The 20107-nt window shown below is 72.6% G+C and carries 18 protein-coding genes; 6 read left to right on the top strand and 12 right to left on the bottom strand.

Annotation, left to right across the window (positions count from 1 at the left end; translation table 11 throughout):
* Positions 1 to 119 precede the first annotated feature (119 nt).
* Positions 120 to 1346: an HRDC domain-containing protein gene (locus ABD832_RS28820; RefSeq protein ID WP_344900983.1), complete on the bottom strand. Its 1227-nt coding sequence runs from the start codon at positions 1344 to 1346 to the stop codon at positions 120 to 122.
* Complete coding sequence (locus ABD832_RS28815) at positions 1343 to 1939, bottom strand: DUF3000 domain-containing protein (RefSeq protein WP_344900980.1); 597 nt, start codon at positions 1937 to 1939, stop codon at positions 1343 to 1345. Before ABD832_RS28815 ends, ABD832_RS28820 begins: the two co-directional genes overlap by 4 nt.
* A gap of 718 nt (positions 1940 to 2657) precedes the next feature.
* Here ABD832_RS28815 and hemE point away from each other — a divergent pair.
* On the top strand, positions 2658 to 3695 hold the full coding sequence (gene hemE, locus ABD832_RS28810) for a uroporphyrinogen decarboxylase (RefSeq protein ID WP_344900977.1): 1038 nt from the start codon (positions 2658 to 2660) through the stop codon (positions 3693 to 3695).
* Between the two features lie 3 nt (positions 3696 to 3698).
* Here the strand turns inward: hemE and ABD832_RS28805 are convergent, their stop codons facing one another.
* A complete protein-coding gene (locus ABD832_RS28805) occupies positions 3699 to 4916 on the bottom strand; it encodes a DUF4349 domain-containing protein (protein ID WP_344900974.1) in 1218 nt (405 codons plus the stop codon).
* A gap of 165 nt (positions 4917 to 5081) precedes the next feature.
* Between ABD832_RS28805 and hemG the strand changes: the two genes are divergently transcribed.
* The 3 genes from hemG to ABD832_RS28790 all read left to right on the top strand — a co-directional run bounded on the left by hemG (position 5082) and on the right by ABD832_RS28790 (position 8187).
* Entirely contained in the window at positions 5082 to 6524 is a 1443-nt protein-coding gene (hemG, locus tag ABD832_RS28800; RefSeq protein ID WP_344900971.1) for a protoporphyrinogen oxidase, read from the top strand.
* The gene (gene hemQ, locus ABD832_RS28795) at positions 6521 to 7228 is read left to right on the top strand and encodes a hydrogen peroxide-dependent heme synthase (RefSeq protein ID WP_344900968.1); all 708 of its coding nucleotides are present in this window, start codon (positions 6521 to 6523) and stop codon (positions 7226 to 7228) included. Before hemG ends, hemQ begins: the two co-directional genes overlap by 4 nt.
* 383 nt (positions 7229 to 7611) lie before the next feature.
* The gene (locus tag ABD832_RS28790; protein WP_344900965.1) at positions 7612 to 8187 is read left to right on the top strand and encodes a hypothetical protein; all 576 of its coding nucleotides are present in this window, start codon (positions 7612 to 7614) and stop codon (positions 8185 to 8187) included.
* Between the two features lie 310 nt (positions 8188 to 8497).
* Here ABD832_RS28790 and msrB read toward each other — a convergent pair whose 3' ends face one another.
* The gene (gene msrB / locus ABD832_RS28785) at positions 8498 to 8899 is read right to left on the bottom strand and encodes a peptide-methionine (R)-S-oxide reductase MsrB (protein WP_344900962.1); all 402 of its coding nucleotides are present in this window, start codon (positions 8897 to 8899) and stop codon (positions 8498 to 8500) included.
* 677 nt (positions 8900 to 9576) lie between these two features.
* Here msrB and ABD832_RS28780 point away from each other — a divergent pair.
* A complete protein-coding gene (locus tag ABD832_RS28780; protein ID WP_344900959.1) occupies positions 9577 to 10029 on the top strand; it encodes a YbaB/EbfC family nucleoid-associated protein in 453 nt (150 codons plus the stop codon).
* Between the two features lie 51 nt (positions 10030 to 10080).
* Here the strand turns inward: ABD832_RS28780 and ABD832_RS28775 are convergent, their stop codons facing one another.
* The 4 genes from ABD832_RS28775 to ABD832_RS28760 all read right to left on the bottom strand — a co-directional run bounded on the left by ABD832_RS28775 (position 10081) and on the right by ABD832_RS28760 (position 12911).
* Complete coding sequence (locus tag ABD832_RS28775; protein ID WP_344900956.1) at positions 10081 to 10905, bottom strand: hypothetical protein; 825 nt, start codon at positions 10903 to 10905, stop codon at positions 10081 to 10083.
* 19 nt (positions 10906 to 10924) lie between these two features.
* A complete protein-coding gene (locus ABD832_RS28770) occupies positions 10925 to 11314 on the bottom strand; it encodes a hypothetical protein (RefSeq protein WP_344900953.1) in 390 nt (129 codons plus the stop codon).
* A 290-nt stretch (positions 11315 to 11604) separates the two neighbouring features.
* Positions 11605 to 11979, bottom strand: coding sequence for a hypothetical protein (locus ABD832_RS28765; protein WP_344900950.1), 375 nt, complete (start codon positions 11977 to 11979; stop codon positions 11605 to 11607).
* A 128-nt stretch (positions 11980 to 12107) separates the two neighbouring features.
* Positions 12108 to 12911 (bottom strand): pyrimidine reductase family protein, encoded by an 804-nt coding sequence (locus ABD832_RS28760; protein WP_344900947.1) that lies wholly within the window; start codon positions 12909 to 12911, stop codon positions 12108 to 12110.
* 82 nt (positions 12912 to 12993) lie between these two features.
* On the opposite strand from ABD832_RS28760, the gene ABD832_RS28755 reads away from it, so the two are divergent.
* Positions 12994 to 13464, top strand: a complete 471-nt coding sequence (locus tag ABD832_RS28755; protein ID WP_344900944.1) for a hypothetical protein — start codon at positions 12994 to 12996, stop codon at positions 13462 to 13464.
* A 145-nt stretch (positions 13465 to 13609) separates the two neighbouring features.
* Here the strand turns inward: ABD832_RS28755 and glgX are convergent, their stop codons facing one another.
* The 4 genes from glgX to ABD832_RS28735 form a co-directional block, all read right to left on the bottom strand.
* Positions 13610 to 15796, bottom strand: a complete 2187-nt coding sequence (glgX, locus tag ABD832_RS28750) for a glycogen debranching protein GlgX (protein WP_344900941.1) — start codon at positions 15794 to 15796, stop codon at positions 13610 to 13612.
* A 202-nt stretch (positions 15797 to 15998) separates the two neighbouring features.
* On the bottom strand, positions 15999 to 16427 hold the full coding sequence (locus ABD832_RS28745) for an OsmC family peroxiredoxin (RefSeq protein WP_344900938.1): 429 nt from the start codon (positions 16425 to 16427) through the stop codon (positions 15999 to 16001).
* A gap of 206 nt (positions 16428 to 16633) precedes the next feature.
* Positions 16634 to 18253, bottom strand: coding sequence for an isovaleryl-CoA dehydrogenase (locus ABD832_RS28740; protein ID WP_344900935.1), 1620 nt, complete (start codon positions 18251 to 18253; stop codon positions 16634 to 16636).
* 213 nt (positions 18254 to 18466) lie between these two features.
* Positions 18467 to 19915 (bottom strand): ankyrin repeat domain-containing protein, encoded by a 1449-nt coding sequence (locus ABD832_RS28735; protein WP_344900932.1) that lies wholly within the window; start codon positions 19913 to 19915, stop codon positions 18467 to 18469.
* Positions 19916 to 20107 lie beyond the last annotated feature (192 nt).

Genomic DNA, 20107 nt, shown 5'->3' with positions numbered 1-20107 from the left:
GACCGTGTGGTGCGCCATTCCCTACGCGCGCCCGGCGTCCTCCGGCACCGGGAGCGCCGGGACGGGGCTGCGCCTGCCACGGGCGCTGTCGACGAGCTGAGCGGCCGTGCCCCGCCCCCTCACGCCTGTCCCTTGATCTCCAGACGGAGCAGGGCCTTGGCGATCGGATGGGCGGTCAGCGCGATCTGCCACTCGCGGGCGCCCAGCTCGCGCAGCCGGGCGGCGACGGTCTCGTCGTCGACGACCTCGGGCGGCTCCCACGTCAGGCGGCGTACCGCGTCGGGCTGGATCAGGTTCTCCGCGGGCATGTGGTGCTCGTCGGCGAGGGCGGCGACCACGGTCCTGGCGGCGGCCAGCCTGCGGGCGGCGACCGGGTCGCGGTCCATCCACCGGTTGGCCGGGGGCGGCCCGTCCCCCTGCACGCTCGGCTGGGGCAGCTCCGCGTCGGGCAGCGAGCGGGCGGTGCCGATGGCGGCCAGCCAGTCGCGCAGGTGCCGCCGGGCGCTGCGACCGGTGAACGGGGGGATGTCGGTGAGCGCCTTGGTGGTGCGGGGCAGTTCCAGGGCGGCGGTGACGATCGCCGAGTCCGGCAGGACCCTGCCGGGGGCCACGTCGGACTCACGGGCCAGCCGGTCGCGCAGCGTCCACAGCTCCCGCACCACCGCCAGGCCGCGCAGCGAGCGGACCTTGTGGATGCCCGAGGTGCGCCGCCACGGGTCGGAGCGGGGGGCCGGGGTCCGGTGCGCCAGCACGGCGGCGAACTCCTCACGCGCCCAGGCCAGCTTGCCGGTGGACTCCAGCTCCGCGTGCAGCACGTCGCGCAGCTCGATCAGGACCTCGACGTCGAGCGCGGCGTAGCGCAGCCAGTCCTCCGGCAGCGGGCGGGTGGACCAGTCGGCCGCGGAGTGGCCCTTCTCCAGCCGCAGGCCCAGGACGTTCTCCACCATCAGGCCGAGCCCGACCCGCTCGTAGCCGAGCAGCCGGCCGGCCAGCTCGGTGTCGAACAGCTCGCGCGGGTGGAAACCCACCTCGGCCAGGCACGGCAGGTCCTGGGAGGCGGCGTGCAGCACCACCTCGGCACCGGCCAGCGCCGCGTCCAGCTCCGACAGGTCGGGGCAGTGGATGGGGTCGATCAGCGCGCTGCCCGCGCCAGCCCGGCGCAGCTGGACCAGGTACGCCCGGCCGCTGTAGCGGTAACCGGAGGCGCGCTCGGCGTCCACGGCGACGGGACCGGTGCCCTCGGCGAAGGCGCGCACCACGCGCGCCAGGGCCGCCTGGTCCTCGATGACGGGCGGGATCCCCTCGCGGGGCTCCAGCAGCGGAACTACGGTCGTCTCGTCGGTCACGTTCTGAAGGGCTCCGGATCCTCGCGACGGCGCGGCGGCAGCGCCGCCACGCCGGGTGGCAGGGGTGGTATGCCCGCGGCGAGGCACATCAGATCGCACCAGGCGGCGACGTGTCCGGACAGGTCCTCCTGCAGCGGTGACCAGGACGCGCGCAGCTCCAGCTCGGTGGTCACCGGATCTTCGGCCTTGTTGCCGAAGCCCTCGGAGACCGCCTTGGTGACGGTGCCTCCCGCGGCGGCGTAACCCGCGTCGTGGGCGTCGAGCGACTCGGTGAGCCAGCTCCACGCGACGGGGCCGAGCAGCGGGTCTTCGGTGATCTCGGGTTCCATGTCGGCCCGGACGTAGGCGACGAGCCGGAACTGGCCGTCCCAGCCGTTCCGGCCCTCCGGGTCGAAGAGCATGATGAGGCGCCCGATCGCGAGCTCGTCGTCGTCGCGATAGACCGAGGCGCCGATGGCGGCCGAGTACGGGGCCAGGCGCTGCGGTGCCGGGATGTCCTCCAGCTCGATCTCGGGTCTGACCTCCGCGGGGTGCATGCTCGCCACCGCGCGCCTGAAGGCGGCGGGAGCGGGCGGCGCGTCACCGACGGTCATATCGGAAGCGTAGGTCGAAACTGATCGCATGGGGACCACTGGGGTGCGTATAGGAGCCATAGGAACCGATCAAGCCGCTGTCTGCGGCCTGTGCGGGGCGGGTGCGACCCCGCCGAGGAGAACTCCCGGGAAGGACGTACGGCCGCGCGTGGCGCGGCCCCGTCCACCGTCGTGCCCGGCCCCTGGTCGGACGAGGCGCCCGCCCGGGTCGCCGCCGGGACGGGACCGTTGACGGGACCGTTGTTCGAGGACCCGCCCGCGAGCGCAGGAGGCACGGTGCTCACCGCGACGTTCGGGTGAACTCCACATGGTGGACATCGCACGGGCCTTTCGTCGGGTCGTGGTCCGACGTTGGCACGTCGCGCCGACATTTCCGCGCAGCGTGCTCGGCGTGTCCCCAAAGTGGTGCAGGAATCGATGCCGCGCGGTGACTTGGCGAACATTTGGACCAGCCGGGGGCCGGGCCAGGATCACCGATGAGAGGAACTGTACCCGGAAACATGATCTCCCCGCGCCGCCTGCTCCGGCGGGGGCGCGCCGACATCGGATCCAAGAGGACGAACGCCCCAAAACTGGTAATACGCGATTATTATCATCATTTAAAAATATGCGGGCATTCTCAGGGACGAACGCGGTGGACAAAGGCGATTCCCGCTGATCGCATCGGGTTCCCGACCGCGCCGAACCGACCGGTCCACCGTCGTGGGACCCTGGGGGAGTGACTTCCGAGCCCGCCGACTCCGCCTTCCTCCGCGCCTGCCGCCGCCGGCCCGTTCCCCACACGCCGGTGTGGTTCATGCGCCAGGCCGGTCGCTCGCTGCCCGAGTACCGCGCGATCCGCGAGGGGGTGCCGATGCTCACCGCCTGCGCGACCCCGGACCTGGTCACCGAGATCACGATGCAGCCGGTGCGCCGGTACGGGGTGGACGCGGCCATCCTCTTCAGCGACATCGTCGTCCCGCTCAAGGCGATCGGCGTGGACCTGGACATCAAGCCCGGTGTCGGGCCGGTGGTCGCCGCGCCGATCAGGGACGCCGACGCGGCCCGCGCGCTGCGCCCGATCGAGCCGGACGACGTCTCCTACGTCACCGAGGCCGTCCAGGCGCTGACCAAGGAGCTGGGAGCCGTCCCGCTCATCGGCTTCGCGGGCGCCCCGTTCACGCTGGCGTCGTACCTGATCGAGGGCGGTCCCTCCAAGAACCACGACCACACCAAGGCCATGATGTACGGCGAGCCGGGGCTCTGGCACGCGCTCATGGACCGGCTGACCGAGATCACCCTGGGCTTCCTGCGCGTCCAGCTCGACGCGGGCGTCTCCGCCGTCCAGCTCTTCGACTCCTGGGTCGGCGCGGTCTCGCCCGACGACTACCGCGAGTTCGTCCTGCCCTACACGAGCCGGATCTTCGACGGCCTGGCCGGGCTGGACGCACCGCGCATCCACTTCGGGGTCGGCACCGGCGAGCTGCTGGGCCTGCTCGGCGAGGCCGGGGCCGACGTGGTCGGCGTCGACTGGCGGGTCCCGCTGGACGAGGCCGCCCGGCGGGTGGGCCCGGGCAAGGCGTTGCAGGGCAACCTGGACCCAGCGATCCTGCTCGCCCCCTGGGAGGTCGTCGAGCGGCGGGCGGGCGAGATCCTCGCCCGCGCCGCCGGGCTGGAGGGCCACGTGTTCAACCTGGGCCACGGGGTGCTTCCCGGCACCGACCCCGACCAGCTGGCCCGCCTCACCGATTTCGTGCACGCGGCCTCGGCCCGCTGACCCCTACCGCCCGGCCCTTCCCCCCGCGCCGGGCCCTTCCGCACGAGGCTCGTCCATGCCGGGTCCGTTCGCACGAGGTCCGTCCGTGCCGGGTTCGTCCGTACGGGGGGCGTCCGTACGAGGCCCGTCCGTGCCGGGGGCGTTCCCGCGGTCCTCGTCGTGACCGTCGCTCCCGCCCTCCCCGTACACCCGACGGTCCGTCTGCGTGTCCGGCTCGCCGTCCGTACGGTCCCCGTCCGCGCCGAGGGCGGGGCCGCCGGGTGCCGCGGGCCGTCCGGCCGGAGCGGGCCGGTGGCCGTCGCGCCCCCTGCGGCGGAGGACGAACGCCACGATCGCCCAGACCAGGCCGATCGCGACCAGCCAGGGGAGCAGCACGCCCAGCAGGGTCAGGCCGACCTTGACGGCGGTGACGAAGGCGCTCCAGCCCTTCCGCAGACCCTCCAGGAAGCCGGAGGGCTCTTCCTCCTCCTGCTTCACCACCGCGGCCGGGCCCACCAGGTTCAGGGTCAGCGTCGCCACGCTCGTCTGCGCGGCGAGGGACTTCTGCCTGGCCTGCAGGGACTCCAGCTCGCTCTCGCGGTCGGAGAGCTCCCGCTCCACCTGGAGCACCTCGCCGATCGTGTTGGCCCGCTTCAGCAGGGTGCGCAGCGACTCCAGGGCCGCCCTGGCCGACTTCAGGCGGCTCTCCACGTCGGCCACCTCCTCGGTGACGTCCTCGGTGTTCTGCGTCAGCGACTCACGGGTGCCCAGCTCCCTGCCGAGGCGGTCGAGCGTGCCGGGGTAGTTCCCCGGCGGGATCTTGAAGACCAGCGTCGCGCTGCCCTCACCCTCGGAGCGGGAGTCCGACCTCTCCATCGCCAGGTAGCCGCCCGCGGCGGTGACGACCCGGCGGGCGGTGTCCGCCGCGGCGGTCACGTCCTTGGCCCGCACCGTCATCTCGGCCGTGTAGACGATGGCCCTGTCCTGCGGGACCACCTCCACCTGACCGGGCTTCGCCGCCTCGTCCCGGGACTCGACCTTGGCGGCCGTCTCGCCCGGCGCCTGCCGGCGGGCCGACCCGGCCTCCGACCCGCCGTCGGAGCCGGAGCCGGAGCCGGCCGCGGGGGCGGCGGGGGCCACGGCGTCGGAGGACGTCATCGCGCCTCCCCCGCAGGCGGTCACCAGCAGTGCCAGACCTGCCAGGGCGACGGCCGCCCGGGGACCGTACCGGAATCTGTTCATGACCCTGATGACGAAGGGCGCGGGGGCGGGGTTCGGAGCGGGGCGGTCACGATGACGTCACGTTCCGCGCCGTGTCCGGCACCGGGGCGGGCCGGGCGCGAGGGGCGCGCGCGGCCGCGGGGCGGGAGACGGACCCGGCGGGACGGAGCGGTACGGTCAGGAGTCATGGAAGGCAACCGGAGACACGTGGTGGTCATCGGCGCAGGGATCGCCGGCCTGGCCGCCGCGTGGTTCCTGCGGCAGGGCGACGAGCACCTCGAGATCACCGTCCTGGACGGCGCCCCGCGCGTCGGCGGCAAGCTGCACACCGCAGAGGTGGCCGGGGTCACGGTGGACACCGGGGCCGAGGCGATGCTCGCCAGGCGGCCCGAGGGCAAGGAACTGGCCCGGGCGGCCGGGCTGGGCGAGGAGCTGCGCCTTCCCGGCACCACCCGCGCGAGCATCCTGAGCCGCGGGACGCTGCGTCCCATGTCGAAGGGGCACGTCATGGGCGTGCCGTCCGACCTCCTGGCGCTGGCCCGGTCGAGGGTCCTGTCCCCGGGCGGCCTGGCCAGGGCGGGGCTGGAGCCGGCCCTGCCGGCCACGCGCATCGTCACCGACGTCTCGGTGGCCGCGTACATCCGGGCCCGGATGGGCGGCGAGGTGGTCGACCGGCTCGTCGAGCCGCTGCTCGGCGGCGTCTACGCGGGCAGGGCCGAACGGCTCTCGCTGGACGCGACCATGCCGAGGATCGCCGCCGCGGCCCGCTCCGAGCGGTCGCTGCTCGCCGCCGCCCGGCACATCGCCGCGGACGCGCCCAAGGACGCCGGGCCGGTCTTCACCACGCTGCGCCGGGGGATGGGCAGCCTCCCCGAGGCCGTCGCCACGGCCTCGGGCGCGACGATCAGGACCGGTGTCACCGTGCGCGAGCTGCGGCGGACGCCGTCGGGCTGGCTGCTGGTGACCGGCCCGGTCCCCAGGCCCGAGACGCTGGAGGCGGACGCGGTGATCGTCGCCGTCCCGGCCCCGGCGGCGAGCAGGCTGCTCGCGCAGGAGGCGCCCCCGGCCGCCACCGAGCTGGCCCGTATCGAGTACGCGAGCATGGCCATCGTCACGCTGGCCTACCCGCGCGAGGCGTTCCCCCGGCCGCCGGACGGCAGCGGCTACCTGGTCCCGGCCGTGGACGGGCGGACGGTCAAGGCCGTCACGTTCAGCTCGGTCAAGTGGCCGCACCTGGCCGAGACCGGCCCCGGCCTGGTCCTGCTGCGCTGCTCGATCGGCCGGATCGGCGAGGAGGAGACGCTCCAGCGCGACGACGCCGGGCTCGTCGCGGCGGCGACGGCCGAGATGGCCGACGTGATGGGCGTGCGCGGGCCGCCCCGGGACTCCCGGGTGACCCGCTGGGGCGGCTCCCTGCCGCAGTACGAGGTGGGCCACCTCGACCGGGTGGCCCGCATCCGGTCGGCCACCGCGGCCCTGCCCGGGCTCGCCCTGTGCGGCGCCGCCTACGAAGGACTGGGCATCCCCGCCTGCGTGTCGACCGCCCGCACCGCGGCGGCCCGGATCCTGGACCACCTGGATCCCACGGGAGAATGGCAGAGCAGGACCGATTCGCTGACGAAGGGGTGAGGACGACGGACGTGAACCCGCGGCCCAAGGCACGCGAGCTGAACGATGTGATCCGCTACACGATGTGGTCGGTGTTCAGGCTGAGCGAGCGCTGTCCCGGGCACCGTGAGGGCATCGCCGCCGAGGTCGACGACCTGATGGCCCAGATGGCGCAGAAGGACGTGGTCACCCGCGGCCTGTACGACGTGGCGGGCTTCCGCGCGGACGCCGACTTCATGTTCTGGTGGCACGCCCCGACGGCCGAGGACCTGCAGGAGACCTACTCCCGCTTCCGCCGCACCGGCCTGGGGCGGCTGTCGGAGCCGGTCTGGTCGGCCATGGCGCTGCACCGCCCGGCCGAGTTCAACAAGTCGCACATCCCGGCCTTCCTGGCCGAGGAGGAGCCCCGCGGGTACGTGAGCGTCTACCCGTTCGTGCGTTCCCTGGAGTGGTACCTCCTGGACGACACCGACCGCCGCCGGATGCTCGCCGAGCACGGCAGGATGGCGCGCGACTACCCCGACGTGCGCGCCAACACCGTCGCCTGCTTCTCGCTGAACGACTACGAGTGGATGCTGGCCTTCGAGGCCGACGAGCTGCACCGGATCGTCGACCTGATGCGGACCCTGCGCGGTGCCGAGGCCCGGCGGCACACCCGCGAGGAGACCCCCTTCTACACGGGTGTGCGCAAGCCGGCCGCCGAACTGATCGCCGCGCTGCCCTAGCCGGGTCCCCGTCCCGTCCCGTCCCGTCCCGCCACCACGCCCCGCCACCGCGGGGCGTGGTGTCGTCGTGCCCGTACGGGCTCCGCCCTCCCGCGGGCGTGAAGCGGGTCCCGCAGGTGTGAGGGCCGGTCCCGGGGGCGCGACGGCAGGGACGCAAGGGACGGAACGCGTCCCCCGGGGAGACCGGGCGAAAATAATCTCGTGAGAGTCTCTTTACCGCCCCTTTGATTTGCCATACTCGGTGAAAATCACCTGTCGATGTGAGGCCAAGGGTGAAAAGGGGCGAAGCTCTGGCACGATCCAGGCGGCGTGCTCGAGGGCGCCGGAGAAAGCAGACACGTTCACGCGTCCTCGACGTCTCGGCGGGCATCGCCGCGCTGGCGGTGGGCGCCCTCGCGATCGGCGGGCTCTGGTTCCCCGACGAGGAGGCCCCCGGGAGCGGGGTGGCCCGGGCGGCGGCACCGGGCGGTCCGGCCCCCGCGGCGGCCCGGCCCGCGGCACCCGCGGGCGGCACCGTGGTGGCGGCCGAGGTCGACCGTGAGAACGCCAAGGACGCCGGGAACGCCGGGAAGAAGGAGAGCGCCGCGGATCGGGCCAAGGCCGACAGGAAGCGGCAGAAGGCCAGGGAGATGAAGGCCTCGGGGCCGTCCAGGCACACCGACAAGGGCGCGGTGGCCTACTTCAAGGGCCACAAGGCGAGCAAGCGGGTCAAGGACGTCCGAATGGTCGGCGGATATCTCCGGATATACACCGACCTGCCGGAGACGGCGGACAACTCCAAGCAGGCCGTCACGCTCTGCGAGGCCGGGGTCGACTACCTCGTCGGGGAGCTCGGCACGCCCAGCCCGGTGGTCTTCGTCCAGGCCGAGTTCGGGGAGAACGGGAATCCGGTCCTGGCCAACATGCTCGGCCCGGACGATCCCGACTGCCGCCTGACGTACCCCAAACAGGGGAAGTAGCCCGCACCGCGTCGCGTGGAGGTCACCCTGACCCTGGTCCTGCCGCAGATCGTGCAGCGCTGGGTGGTCACGTGGCCGATGGTCTCGACGACCTCCCACCTGTGGCGGAGATGCACGGGGGCTCCTTAGGAGACACGCTGCGGAGACCTTCGAATACTACGCGTGATGCCGTCCGTTTTTTCCGGGAGGGGACGGCCCGTCCGGAGCCCGGGGGGATCGCGCCGGGGCCTGGGGGTTCCCGGATCCGGGAACCCCGGGATCCGCCGGGCCGCTCACCGCCGGTGGGTCCCGGCGGGCGAGCGGCGGCGGGTCACTCGGCGGGTTCCAGCCTCAGGGAGACCGAGTTGATGCAGTAGCGATCGTCGGTGGGCGTGCCGTAGCCCTCGCCGTGGAAGACATGGCCGAGGTGCGAGTCGCAGGCGGCGCAGCGGACCTCGACGCGGGTCATGCCCATCGAGCGGTCCTCGATCAGTGTCACCGCCTCCGACTTCGACGGCTCGTAGAAGCTCGGCCAGCCGCAGTGGCTGTCGAACTTGGTGTCGGACCGGAACAGCTCGCTGCCGCAGGCCCGGCAGCTGTAGACGCCCACGGTCTTGGTCTCGACGTACTCCCCGGTGTAGGGGCGCTCGGTCCCGGCCTGGCGGAGCACGCGGAACTCCTCGGGAGAGAGCTGGACGCGCCACTCGGCGTCGCTCTTTACCACCTTGTCCATGCCGCCAGCCTATGCGGTGAGCGGTATGCCCGGCAGCGCCGCGACGCGGCCGACAGGGGCCCCGGATGCGGACGCGGACCCGGACACGGGCGCCGGCGCCGGCGCGAACTTGGGCCCCGGACGCGGGCACGGACACATGAGCGGACACAGACGCGGACACAGGCTCGGGCGCGGGTGAGGAAAATCTTGACGGGTGAAGCATCCTTTAGTGCCCGTTTCGGCGTCTTCACCTGTGGGGGGGTGTCTCACCTTCCCGGAAGAGGGGTCAGACCATCTGCCCGGCCGCCCGCGCTCTGCGGTCCGGCCGGATGCCGCCGTCCGGGTGGCGCGCCAGCGCCTGGGCCCGGCGAGCAACAGGTGGCCGTACGGTCCGTCCCGTCGAGTGCCCGGTCCCGCCGCCGCGGCGGCTCCGGGGCGGACCTACCCGTCATCCCTCCGGTGTTCGCCGTCCGCGCCTCGTCGCCGGTGTGCCCGCGGCTTTCCGGTGTGCCCCCGTCCTTCACACCCGCCGGACCGCCTCTCCCGCGCCTGGCCCGCCCGTCCCCACGGCCGAGATCTTTTCGGCCGGGCCGATTAGCGGTGTCGGGGATGTCCTGACCCCGTGAGCACCCTGCGAGTCGGAAAGGTGTTAGATCGTTCAGGCAACTCTGATCGCGAGTCGTTTCCGGGAGGAACGCATGACCACGCCTGACGGCCGCTCCTGGCGGACGGGTAACCCCGAGGTGGACCGGCTGACCGAGGGGTTCGACGCCCTCTCGCTGCAGTACGAGGGGATGCTCAAGGAGCTGGGCGACCTGCGTGCCCGGGGTGAGGCGGCCGACGGGCTGGTCTCCGTGGAGGTCGCCCCCGGCGGGGCCCTGCTGGGTGTGGACATCAACCCCAGGGCCATGCGGCTGGGCTCGGAGGCGCTCTCCGAGGCCATCATGGAGGCCGTGACCGAGGCGTCGAAGGCGGCGACCGCGCGCCTGGACGCGGTGCTCGCCCCCCTGCTGGGCGGCATGGAGAGTTTCAGCGAGTCGCTGCAGGGACGGCTGCCGGACCTGGACGGGGGAGCCGGGCTCTCGGCCGACCCCGAGCTCGCCGAGGCCCTGCGGAGCCTTCAGGAGATGCGGGCCAGGTACGAGAGCTGATCCGGGCCGTCCCCCGGGGGCGCCGGCACCTCGGCGCCCCCGGGGAGACGGTCAGCCGTAGGACCAGCCCTCGGACGACTTGGACACGCTCCTGCGCGTGATGTCGTCGAAGTCCGTCCTGCCGTCCGTGCCGTCGCTGTCGAGGTTGGCCTGCGCCATCGGGAACTGGTTGTCCATGCTCATCAGCGAGGTCAGGTTGCCCATGCTGAAGAGCAGGGACGCGGTGATGCCGACGATCGTGTTGACCGCCGTGCCCATCAGGATGAGCCCGGACGAGGCCTGGGTGGCCTTGGCCGCGGCCTCGAGCGCCTTGCCCTGCGCCGCGATCACGGGACCGGCCGGCCCCGCGGCGGCCGCCGCGACCTGCATCTGCTTGCCGATCAGCTGGGCGATCTCCGAGGCGATGATGATGCCGAGGAGACTGTTGACGACCACGCCGGCGGTATTGACGATCTTGTGAATGTCGGACTGGGCGCTCTGCACCGCGTTGGCCATCTGCAGGGCGGCCGTCTCCAGCTGCTGGACCTCCTGGTGGACCACTCCCATGAACCGGTCGAAGGCCGCGCGGTCGCCTCCCTCCGGCCAGGCGGCCTGGACCGCCTTGAGCTTGGCGTCCCACTCCCTGTTCCGCAGGTGGGAGAGCTTCAGGTTGATGGTGCGCCAGTCGTTGAAGACCTTGCTGATCGCCTCGTCGTCCCAGGGCCGGGCGAGCAGCCAGACGGCGGCCGCGCCCGCCGCGGGTTTGGCCAGCTTCCCGGCCAGCTCGATCTTCGCCAGGCTGGCGGCCCACGAGGGGCCGTACTTGCCCAGGACCTTCATCCCGCCCAGGACGGCGGTCTCGATGCCGGCCCCGGTGAGAACCTCTTCGCCCGCCATGGGGCATCCCCTCCTCGGGTCAGTCGGTGGGACCCAGGTCCTTGTTCCTGGTCGCCCCGTCCAGGGCGGACCTGTCGGCCGAGACCGAGTACTTCAGGTCGATCATCTTCTGGGTGTCGTTCGCCGCGGTCGCGGTCTCCAGCTCGGCCTGCCGGTAGTGCAGCACCACGCTGAGCAGCCCCGCGTTGATCCCGTTGACGCACTTGACGAAGTCCTCGGCCTGTTTGGCCTGGTACTCGCGGGCCGGGGCGTACTCGCGCGCCACCGTGGCCGCGCCGACGGCACCCCACTGGACGGGGCTGAGATGCGTCCCCTGGGCCAGCGTGCTGACCTGTTGGGCTATCGGGGCGAAGGTGTCGATCAGGTCGCGTGTCGCGGCCTTGAGCGCTTCGGTGTTGACCTCGACCACCGTGTACCGACCTCCCGTGTGTCACGCGTGTCACGCCCCCGTGGCGCGATGTCGGATCTCCCGTACATGAACGAGGAGTAAACCAGGAGCGACACGGCTCTAACCAGCCCTGTACCGCCTTTGTTAGAAAGATCAGTAAAACTCCCGACCGGAAAAGAGGGGAATTGGGGTGCGACCGGCACCCGGGGCATGTCCGGCACCCGGGACGGCGCGCGGCGCACGCCCTACCCGGGGATCCGCGCCTCATGCGGCGTCGCGTGCCGCCTGCTCGACGAGGGAGCCGGGGGCGGTCAGCCCCGGCGGCGGCGTCCGAGGACGAACGACATGTTCACGCCGATGATCCCGATCCACAGGAGTGCCAGGACGAACGCGAGGAGCGACTCGCTCATCTCGGAGTAGCTGATCCCGATCGTCGCCGACACGCCGCCCACGAGGGAGACGATGGCCAGCGCCAGCCGCTGTCCCGCGTCCACCGAGGGGGAGACCGCCGGGGCCTGCGCGGGGGAGCGTGTGGCGAGCCGTTCGTCCACCCGCCTGTCGATCTCCTGGTCCATCTTCTCCAGGAAACCCTCCACCAGGGAGTCCTCGTAGTCGGGGCCGAGCTCCCGGCGGGCCGCGAGCGAGGCGCGCAGCTCGTCGCCGGAGGATGAGGATGATCGTGCCATGATCGAGATATATCGCTTCTTACGAGGGATGTCCAGTAGTGGTGCCCTATGCCCGGAGTCCCAGACCCCCGGAGGCCCGGACGCCGGGAACCTCGGACATCCGAAGCCCGCGCCCGTCTCCCGCGTCGCTACCCGGCCTCGACGCCGTCGTCCGCCGACGGCTCCGTGCCCCCGTCTTCCACCGGCCTCGTGCCGTCCTCCCGCGACGCTTCCGTACCGTCCCGGACGTAACGGATGAACAGGAACCCCTCGTCCTGCAGGACGTGCGCCAGGCGCAGCCGGGCGAGCGAGGACGGGCCGTCGAGGACCCGGGCGGAGTCACCGCCGATCAGCATCGGGCTCACCGTCAGGCAGAGCTCGTCGACCAGGTCCGCGGCGACCAGCTGCGCGTTGATCCGGGGGCCGCCCTCGCAGAGCATCCGGCCCAGACCGCGGGCGGTGAGCTCGCGGACCGCCAGCGCGGGATCCACCCGGTCGTCCCCGGCCACGATCACCTCGGCGTGCCGGGCCGCCTCCCGCCGCCGCTCCGCGGGCGCGGCCTCGCAGGTGAGGACGATCGTCCGGGCACCGGGAGCCGCCTCGGTGAACAGCGGGCCCGACAGGTCCAGGTCGAGGCCACGGGTGATCACCGCCACCGGCGGGGCGGCCGGGCGGCCCTCGCGCAGCTCCTGCCACGACGGCTTCGGCCTGGCCGGGCCGTACCCCTCGACCCGTACGGTCGCCGCCCCGGCCACGATGACATCTGCCAGGCCGCGCAGCACGTGGAAGACCCGGCGGTCGCCGCTGCCGGACAACTCGCCCGAGCGTCCCTCGAACCAGGTCCCGCCGTCGGCGCTGGCGACCATGTTGAGCCGCAGGCACGGTCCGGCCGGGTAGGCGTAGGCGCGGGCGAGGTCGGTCTCGGCCGACGTCCCGGGATGGATGAGGCGCATCCCCCTACCTTCGCACGGGGGCGGACGGCGGGTTCCTCCGGCGCGGGCGACACCGGATGTGGTGCGGGCGATACCGGATGTGATGGCCGGTAGTGACTTCGGGCCGTGGACGATACATGATTCCTCCACCGAGACGCGGGAGGAATGCGTGGGGCTGGTCGCGATCGTGACGTGGTTGATCGCCGCGATGGTCGGAATCTACCTGTTGTACGTGTGGCTCTCCGGGGGAGGACTCCGACAACAGGCGACCAAGGTCACCCGCTTTCCCACGTTGCTGATCTTCACGCATCCGGTCCTGGCGGTCTCCGCGCTGATCTGCTGGGTGGTCTACGTGCTCACCCTGGAACGGATCTTCGCCTGGCTCTCGTTCGGCGTGCTCACGGCCTCCGCGCTGCTGGGGTTCACCATGTTCACCCGCTGGCTGGGCGGCGGCAGGCACGCCCGCGGAGCCGAGCAGCGGTTCCCGGTCATCGCCGTCGTGCTGCACGGCGTGGCCGGGCTGACCACCTTCGTGCTCGTCCTGCTCACCGCCGCGATCGCGTCCGGAGCCTGAGGCGCGTCCGGCCCGCCGGGCCCCGGAGGCACGCGGACCGACGTTCAGGCCCGGCGTCCGGACCGGCGTTCAGGCCCGGGAAGGCGCGACACGCGGCGGTGAGGCAGGAAGAACGGCGCGGGTCCGCAACGGGCCCGCACGGAGGCTACGCCCGCGGGCAGCGCAGGATCTGCACCGAGCGGGAGGTCACCTTGATCGAGCTCTCGGCCGGCCATGACTCCTCGGCGGCCAGGAGGACCTGCGGGGATCCGCCCACGTGAACGACGTGATCGTCACCGGTGGCGTGGTCACCGGTGACGCCGGTGTCGCTGGTGTCGTCGGCGGTGTCCAGCACGCGCCGCCACCGCCCGCCGTACCTCCGCTGCGGGAGGGCGAAGACCATGTCCTCGTGGTGGGCGTTGATCAGCAGCAGGAACGAGTCGTCCACGATCCGCTCGCCGCGCGTCCCCGGCTCGGTGATGGCGTCGCCGTTCAGGTAGACGGTCAGCGACTTGGCGTATCCGGTGTGCCAGTCGCCGGCCGACATCTCCTCCCCGGCCGGGGTGAACCACACGATGTCGCGGGTGCCGTCGGCGGCCTTGTGCCCGTGGAAGAAGCGGCGCCGCTGGAACACCGGGTGCTCGCGCCGCAGCGCGGACAGGCGCCTGACGAAGCCGAGGAGGTCGCTCTCCCGCTCGGCCAGCGACCAGTCGATCCAGGAGATCTCGTTGTCCTGGCAGTAGGCGTTGTTGTTGCCGTGCTGGGTCCGGCCGAACTCGTCACCGGCCAGCAGCATCGGCACGCCCTGGGACAGGAACAGGGTGACCAGGAGGTTGCGGCGCTGACGTCGGCGCAGGCTCATGATCTGCTCGTCCCGCGTCGGCCCCTCGGCCCCGCAGTTCCACGACCGGTTGTCGTCGGTGCCGTCCCGGTTGTCCTCCTCGTTGTCCTCGTTGTGCTTGTGGTCGTAGGAGACCAGGTCGTTCAGGGTGAACCCGTCGTGGCAGGTGACGAAGTTGATGGAGGCCACGGGACGGCGGCCGGAGATGGCGTAGAGGTCGGCGGACCCGGTGAGCCGGGAGGCGAACTCGGGCAGGGCGGACCCGCTGCCGCGCCAGAAGTCGCGCACGCTGTCGCGGTACTTGCCGTTCCACTCCATCCACAGCGGCGGGAAGTTGCCGACCTGGTAGCCGCCGGGGCCCACGTCCCAGGGCTCGGCGATCAGTTTGACCTGGGAGATCACCGGGTCCTGCTGGATCAGGTCGAAGAAGGCGCTCAGCCGGTCGACGTCGTGCAGTTCCCGGGCCAGGGCGGAGGCCAGGTCGAACCTGAAGCCGTCCACGTGCATCTCCAGCACCCAGTAGCGCAGCGAGTCCATGATCAGCTGCAGGGCGTGCGGTGAGCGGACGTTGAGGGAGTTGCCGCACCCGGTGTAGTCGAGGTAGTAGCGCCGGTCCCCGTCGTGCAGCCGGTAGTAGGCGTTGTTGTCGATGCCGCGGAAACCCAGGGTGGGTCCCATGTGGTCGCCCTCGGCGGTGTGGTTGTAGACCACGTCCAGGATGACCTCGATGCCGGCCTCGTGCAGCGCCCGCACCATCGCCTTGAACTCCTGCACCTGCTCGCCGCGCTGGCCGGAGCTGGAGTAGCCGGCGTGCGGGGCCAGGTAGGCGATCGTGTTGTAGCCCCAGTAGTTGGTCAGTCCCCGGGCGACCATCGCGTGCTCGGGCACCGAGTGGTGCACCGGCATCAGCTCCACCGCGGTGACGCCCAGGCTCAGCAGGTGCTCGATGACCGCCGGGTGGCCCAGCCCCGCGTACGTGCCGCGCCGGTTCTCCGGGACCGCCGGGTGGCGCATGGTCAGCCCGCGCACGTGCGCCTCGTAGATCACGGTCTGGTGGTACGGGGTGCGGGGCGAGCGGTCGTTGCCCCACTCGAAGAACGGGTTGATCACCACGTTCTTCGGCATGAAGGGGGCGGTGTCCTCGTCGTTGCGGCTGCCCGGATCGGTGAACCGGTAGGAGAACATCGCCTCGTTCCACACCACGTCGCCCTCGACGGCCTTGGCGTAGGGATCGAGCAGCAGCTTGGAGGGGTTGCACCGATGCCCCTGGGAGGGGTTGTACGGGCCGTGGACGCGGTAGCCGTACCGCTGGCCGGGCAGGATGCCGGGGAGGTAGCCGTGCCAGACGAAGGCGTCCACCTCGGTCAGCTCGACCCGCTCCTCGCGGCCGTCGTCCGAGAAGAGGCAGAGTTCGACCCGCTCGGCCACCTCGGAGAACAGCGAGAAGTTGACTCCCACGCCGTCCCAGGTGCTGCCGAGCGGATACGACTGTCCCGGCCAGACTTCGCGCATATGACCCTATTCTCCTCTGGTACGCCACCCGTGGTGAAGGTGTTCTCGCCCCTGTCACTTTAAGGTGGCAATAAGGAGTTTTGTCCGGGTATTTAGGTGTGTTCTTCGTGACCCCGCCCGGCCGCCCGTATCCCGCCGGACACGGACGGCCGTACGAGTGCCGTGATCGGCCCGGCGCGGGCCGGACCTCGGACGGGCCGTCTCAGCCCAGCAGCTCGGCGTTCAGGGTGATCGTCGTGCCGGTCAGGGCCTTGCTGACCGGGCAGTTCGTCTTGGCGGTCTCGGCCGCCTCCTGGAACTGCTCGGCGGTCAGGCCCTCGACCTGGGCGCGGACCGAGATGACGATCCCGGTGATGCCCTCGCCCGGCTGGAAGGTCACCTCGGCCTTGGTCTCCACGGTCTGGGGCGGCGTGCCGGCCTGGGCCAGCCCGTGGGAGAGGGCCATCGAGAAGCACGAGGAGTGCGCCGCGGCGATGAGCTCCTCCGGGGAGGTCTTGCCGTTGGCCTGCTCCGAGCGCGAGGCCCAGGTCACGTCGAACGTGCCCACCCCGGACGTGTCGAGGGAGACGTTGCCCGACCCGTCGAGCAGCGCGCCCTTCCACTGAGTCGTCGCGGTACGTGTCGTCGCCATGGCGATTGTCCTTTCGATCATGAGGCGTTGGCCATGACCGACCCTACCGCCGGACCCGCCGGGAGCCGTCGGCCGGTCACGGCACGGGCCCCGCGCCGCTCACGGCCCGGCCGCCCGCCGGTCCGGGACGGGAGCGCCGCGCCGGTCGGAGGGACGGGTCAGGAGAGCGGCGCCGGTCGGAGGGACGGGTCGGGAGGGCGGCCCGGTCACGGGGTGGCGCGCTCGACGAGCGCCCCCAGGTCCAGGCCGGTCGGGAGCGTGCCGAAGGCGTGCCCTCCCTCGCCGGACAGCCGGGAGACGCAGAACGCGTCCGCCACGGCCGCCGGGGCCAGCCGCACGAGCAGCGAGCCCTGCAGCACCAGCGCCATGTCCTCGGCGACGCGCCGGGCGCGGATCTCCAGGTCGGTGGGGTCGTCCAGCGCCTTGCGCAGGCGGTCGGCGGCGGCGTCCAGGTGCCGGTCGGCCCCGGCCGCGAGCGAGACCTCGCCGAAGAACGCCTCCCGCGCCTCGGGCTCGCGGCCCAGGGCGCGCAGCACGTCCAGCGCCGCGACGTTGCCCGACCCCTCCCAGATGCCGTTGAGCGGGGAGTCGCGGAACAGCCGGGGCATCTGCGACTCCTCGACGTAGCCGTTGCCGCCCAGGCACTCCAGCGCCTCGGCCGCGTGCACGGGGGCGCGCTTGCAGACCCAGTACTTGCTCACGGCCAGCGCGGTACGGCGCAGCGCGGCCTCGGCCCGGTCGCCCTCGATCGCCCGGTCGGTGGCCCCGGCCAGCCTCGTCATCAGCACGGTCGCCGCCTCCGACTCCAGCGCCAGGTCGGCCAGGACGTTGCGCATCAGCGGCTGGTCGGCCAGGCTCCTGCCGAACGCCCGGCGGTGGCGGGCGTGGTGGACCGCCTGCGTCACGCCGTACCGCATGCCGGCCGCGGAGCCGATCACGCAGTCCAGCCGGGTCATGTTGACCATCTCCAGGATGGTCCTCACGCCCCGGCCCTCCTCGCCGACCAGCCAGGCCCTCGCCCCGTGGTACTCCACCTCGGCGCTCGCGTTGGACCGGTTGCCCAGCTTGTCCTTCAGCCGCATCAGGTGCACGGCGTTGCGGGTGCCGTCCGGCAGCACCCGGGGGAGCAGGAAGCACGACAGCCCGCCGGGCGCCTGGGCCAGGACCAGGAACACGTCGCACATCGGGGCGGAGTTGAACCACTTGTGGCCGGTCAGCACGTAGCCACCGTCCCCGGCGGGCTCGGCGCGGGTGGTGCCGGCCCGCACGTCCGAGCCGCCCTGCTTCTCGGTCATCGCCATCCCGGCCAGCACGCCGCGCTTGCCGAGCGGCGGGCGCAGCCCGAAGTCGTAGCTGCGCGAGGCCAGCAGCGGCTCCCACTCGGCGGCCAGGGCCGGGCTGTGGCGCAGGGCCGCGATCGAGGCGTACGTCATCGAGATCGGGCAGCCGTGCCCGGCCTCGACCTGGCCCCAGACGTAGAACTTGGCGGCGCGGGCCACGTGCGCGCCCGGCCGGGGGCTCGCCCACGGGGTGGCGTGCATGCCGGCCTCGACGGCCACGGTCATCAGCTCGTGCCAGGCAGGGTGGAACTCCACCTCGTCGATCCGGCGGCCGTAACGGTCATGGGTGCGCAGCACCGGAGGATGCTCGTTGGCCAGCCGTCCCCACTCCTGGGCCTGCTCGGAACCGGCCTGCAGGCCGAGCCGGCGCAGCTCCCCGGTGGCCCAGCCCGCGCCCTCCCGGGTCACCCCGTCCAGGAGCGCGGCGTCGGCGGACACGTCGTGCCCGATGAGCGGATGGGCCTGGTTGAAGACGTCATGGGTCACGTTCGACCTCCGCTGAACTCGTCCGGCGCGTCACCGGTTCCTTCCTATCTCAACATCCTTTCGAAGGGGCAACGTACGCGCTTGTGGCGATCTGTCCTATTCTGCGATCTCCGCGACGGGGCGGCCGTCCCCGGGCCCCGGCCCCCGCCGACCCCGCCGCTCCCGTCCGGCCCGTGCCCGGCGCGCGGGCCGGACGGGAGCGGCGCGACACGATCAGAGGCTCTTCACCAGGTCGCGGGCGTAGTCGTCGTCCTCGTCGCTCTCGGCGAGCACGCGCTCGACGCCCCGGCGGGCACGCTCGTCGCCCCGGGCGGCCAGGCCGCGGGTGGCCTCGGCGACAGTGTTCAGATCCTCGTCCTCCAGCCGGGCGGCCAGCGCCTCGCGGATCTCCTCGCCGTCCTCGGCCAGCCCCGCCAGGCCCATGGTCGCCCAGTCGCGGACCTCGGGGTCGGGGTCGCGCGTCATCGACACCAGCAGCGCCAGCCCCTCGGCGTGCCCCGGCGGCAGCACCGCGGCCAGCGCGGCCGGATCGGCCTGGGTACGGGTCCAGCCGTCGGCGGTGACGATCTCCAGCACCTCGGGCAGGGCACGCGGGTCGGCGTGGTGGCCCAGGGCACCGAGCACCGAGCGCAGCACCCGCTCGTCGCCCTCGGTGGCCGCCATCCGCCGCAGCACGGGCAGGGCCTCCTCCAGGTAGGGCTTCTCGTCCTCGGTGAAGCCGAACTCGGCGAGCACGTCGACGGCGAACTCCCGCTTGCGGGGGTCCTCGCTCGCGCACAGCCGCGCCGCCGCGTCGAAGGTCTCCCGGTCGCCGCGCCGGCTCAGCGAGCTCGCCACCGCCCACCAGGTCTCGGCCTCCTCGTCGACGTCCCGGTACGGCATCGCCCGCTCCACCAGGTCGTCGAAGGGGAGCCGCTCACCGGTGGCGTCCTCCAGCAGGGTCGCGACGGCCGCGTGCCCGCGCTGGCAGGTCAGCTCGGCCACCCGGGTCCCGTCCGGCCCCACCGCCGCGACGGTGACCAGGTCGGTGCCGTCCTTGGCGCGGCTGCGCCCCACCACGAACTGCGAGTCCTCCGGGGCCTGCTCGGTGAGCTGCTCCAGCAGCGCGCTCTCCAGCTGGGTGCCCAGCCAGTCGTAGGCGATGGAGAGCGGGGTGTCGCCGTCGCCGTCGGGCCGGTCGGCCTCGGCGCCGTGCTCCAGCAGCACCCGCACCACGCCCAGCGCGCCGCGCCGGGTGGCCAGGGTGAGCGCGGTCTCGCCGCTGTCGTTGGCCTCCTCCGGGCTCGCCCCGGCCGCGAGCAGCACCCGCGCCGCGTCGGCCCTGCCGTTGGCGGCCGCCCACAGCAGCGCGGTCCAGCCCCCCGCCTCCCGCCCGGCCACCTCGGCGCCGGCGGCCAGCAGGACCGTGACGACCTCGTCGTGGTCCCAGGCGGAGGCCACGCAGAGCGGCAGGCCCTCGTCCTCGCCACCGCTGATCCGGTTGGGGTCGGCCCCGTGGACCAGCAGCGCGCGCACGACGGCGACGTGGCCCCGGTTCGACGCCAGGTACAGCGCGGTGGGCTCTTCGGGGCCGCCGGGGTCGGCGCTCGTCCCGCTCTGCAGCAGCAGCTCGGCCCGCTCGGCGTCGTCGGCCGCCACCGCGTCCAGGAGTTCTCGGTACATGCCTCCGGATCATAGGGCGTGCCCCCGCGTCCCGGCCGTACGCCGGCGGCGGTGGCGCCCCGGTGGGCGGCCCGCGAGCCGGCCCCGGGCGCGGGGGCTCGCGGGGGAGAGCGGGTAAGCGGGGAGGAGAGGGAGATCGATCGATCTGTTCACCCGGGTTCATCCGCGAGGGGGATCCTCTATCGCGACAAC

It is taken from the genome of Streptosporangium longisporum (assembly GCF_039534895.1).
Classification (GTDB): Bacteria; Actinomycetota; Actinomycetes; order Streptosporangiales; family Streptosporangiaceae; genus Streptosporangium; species Streptosporangium longisporum.
Note: the sequence above shows the minus strand (reverse complement) of the source record. Positions and strands in the feature narration are given on the sequence as shown.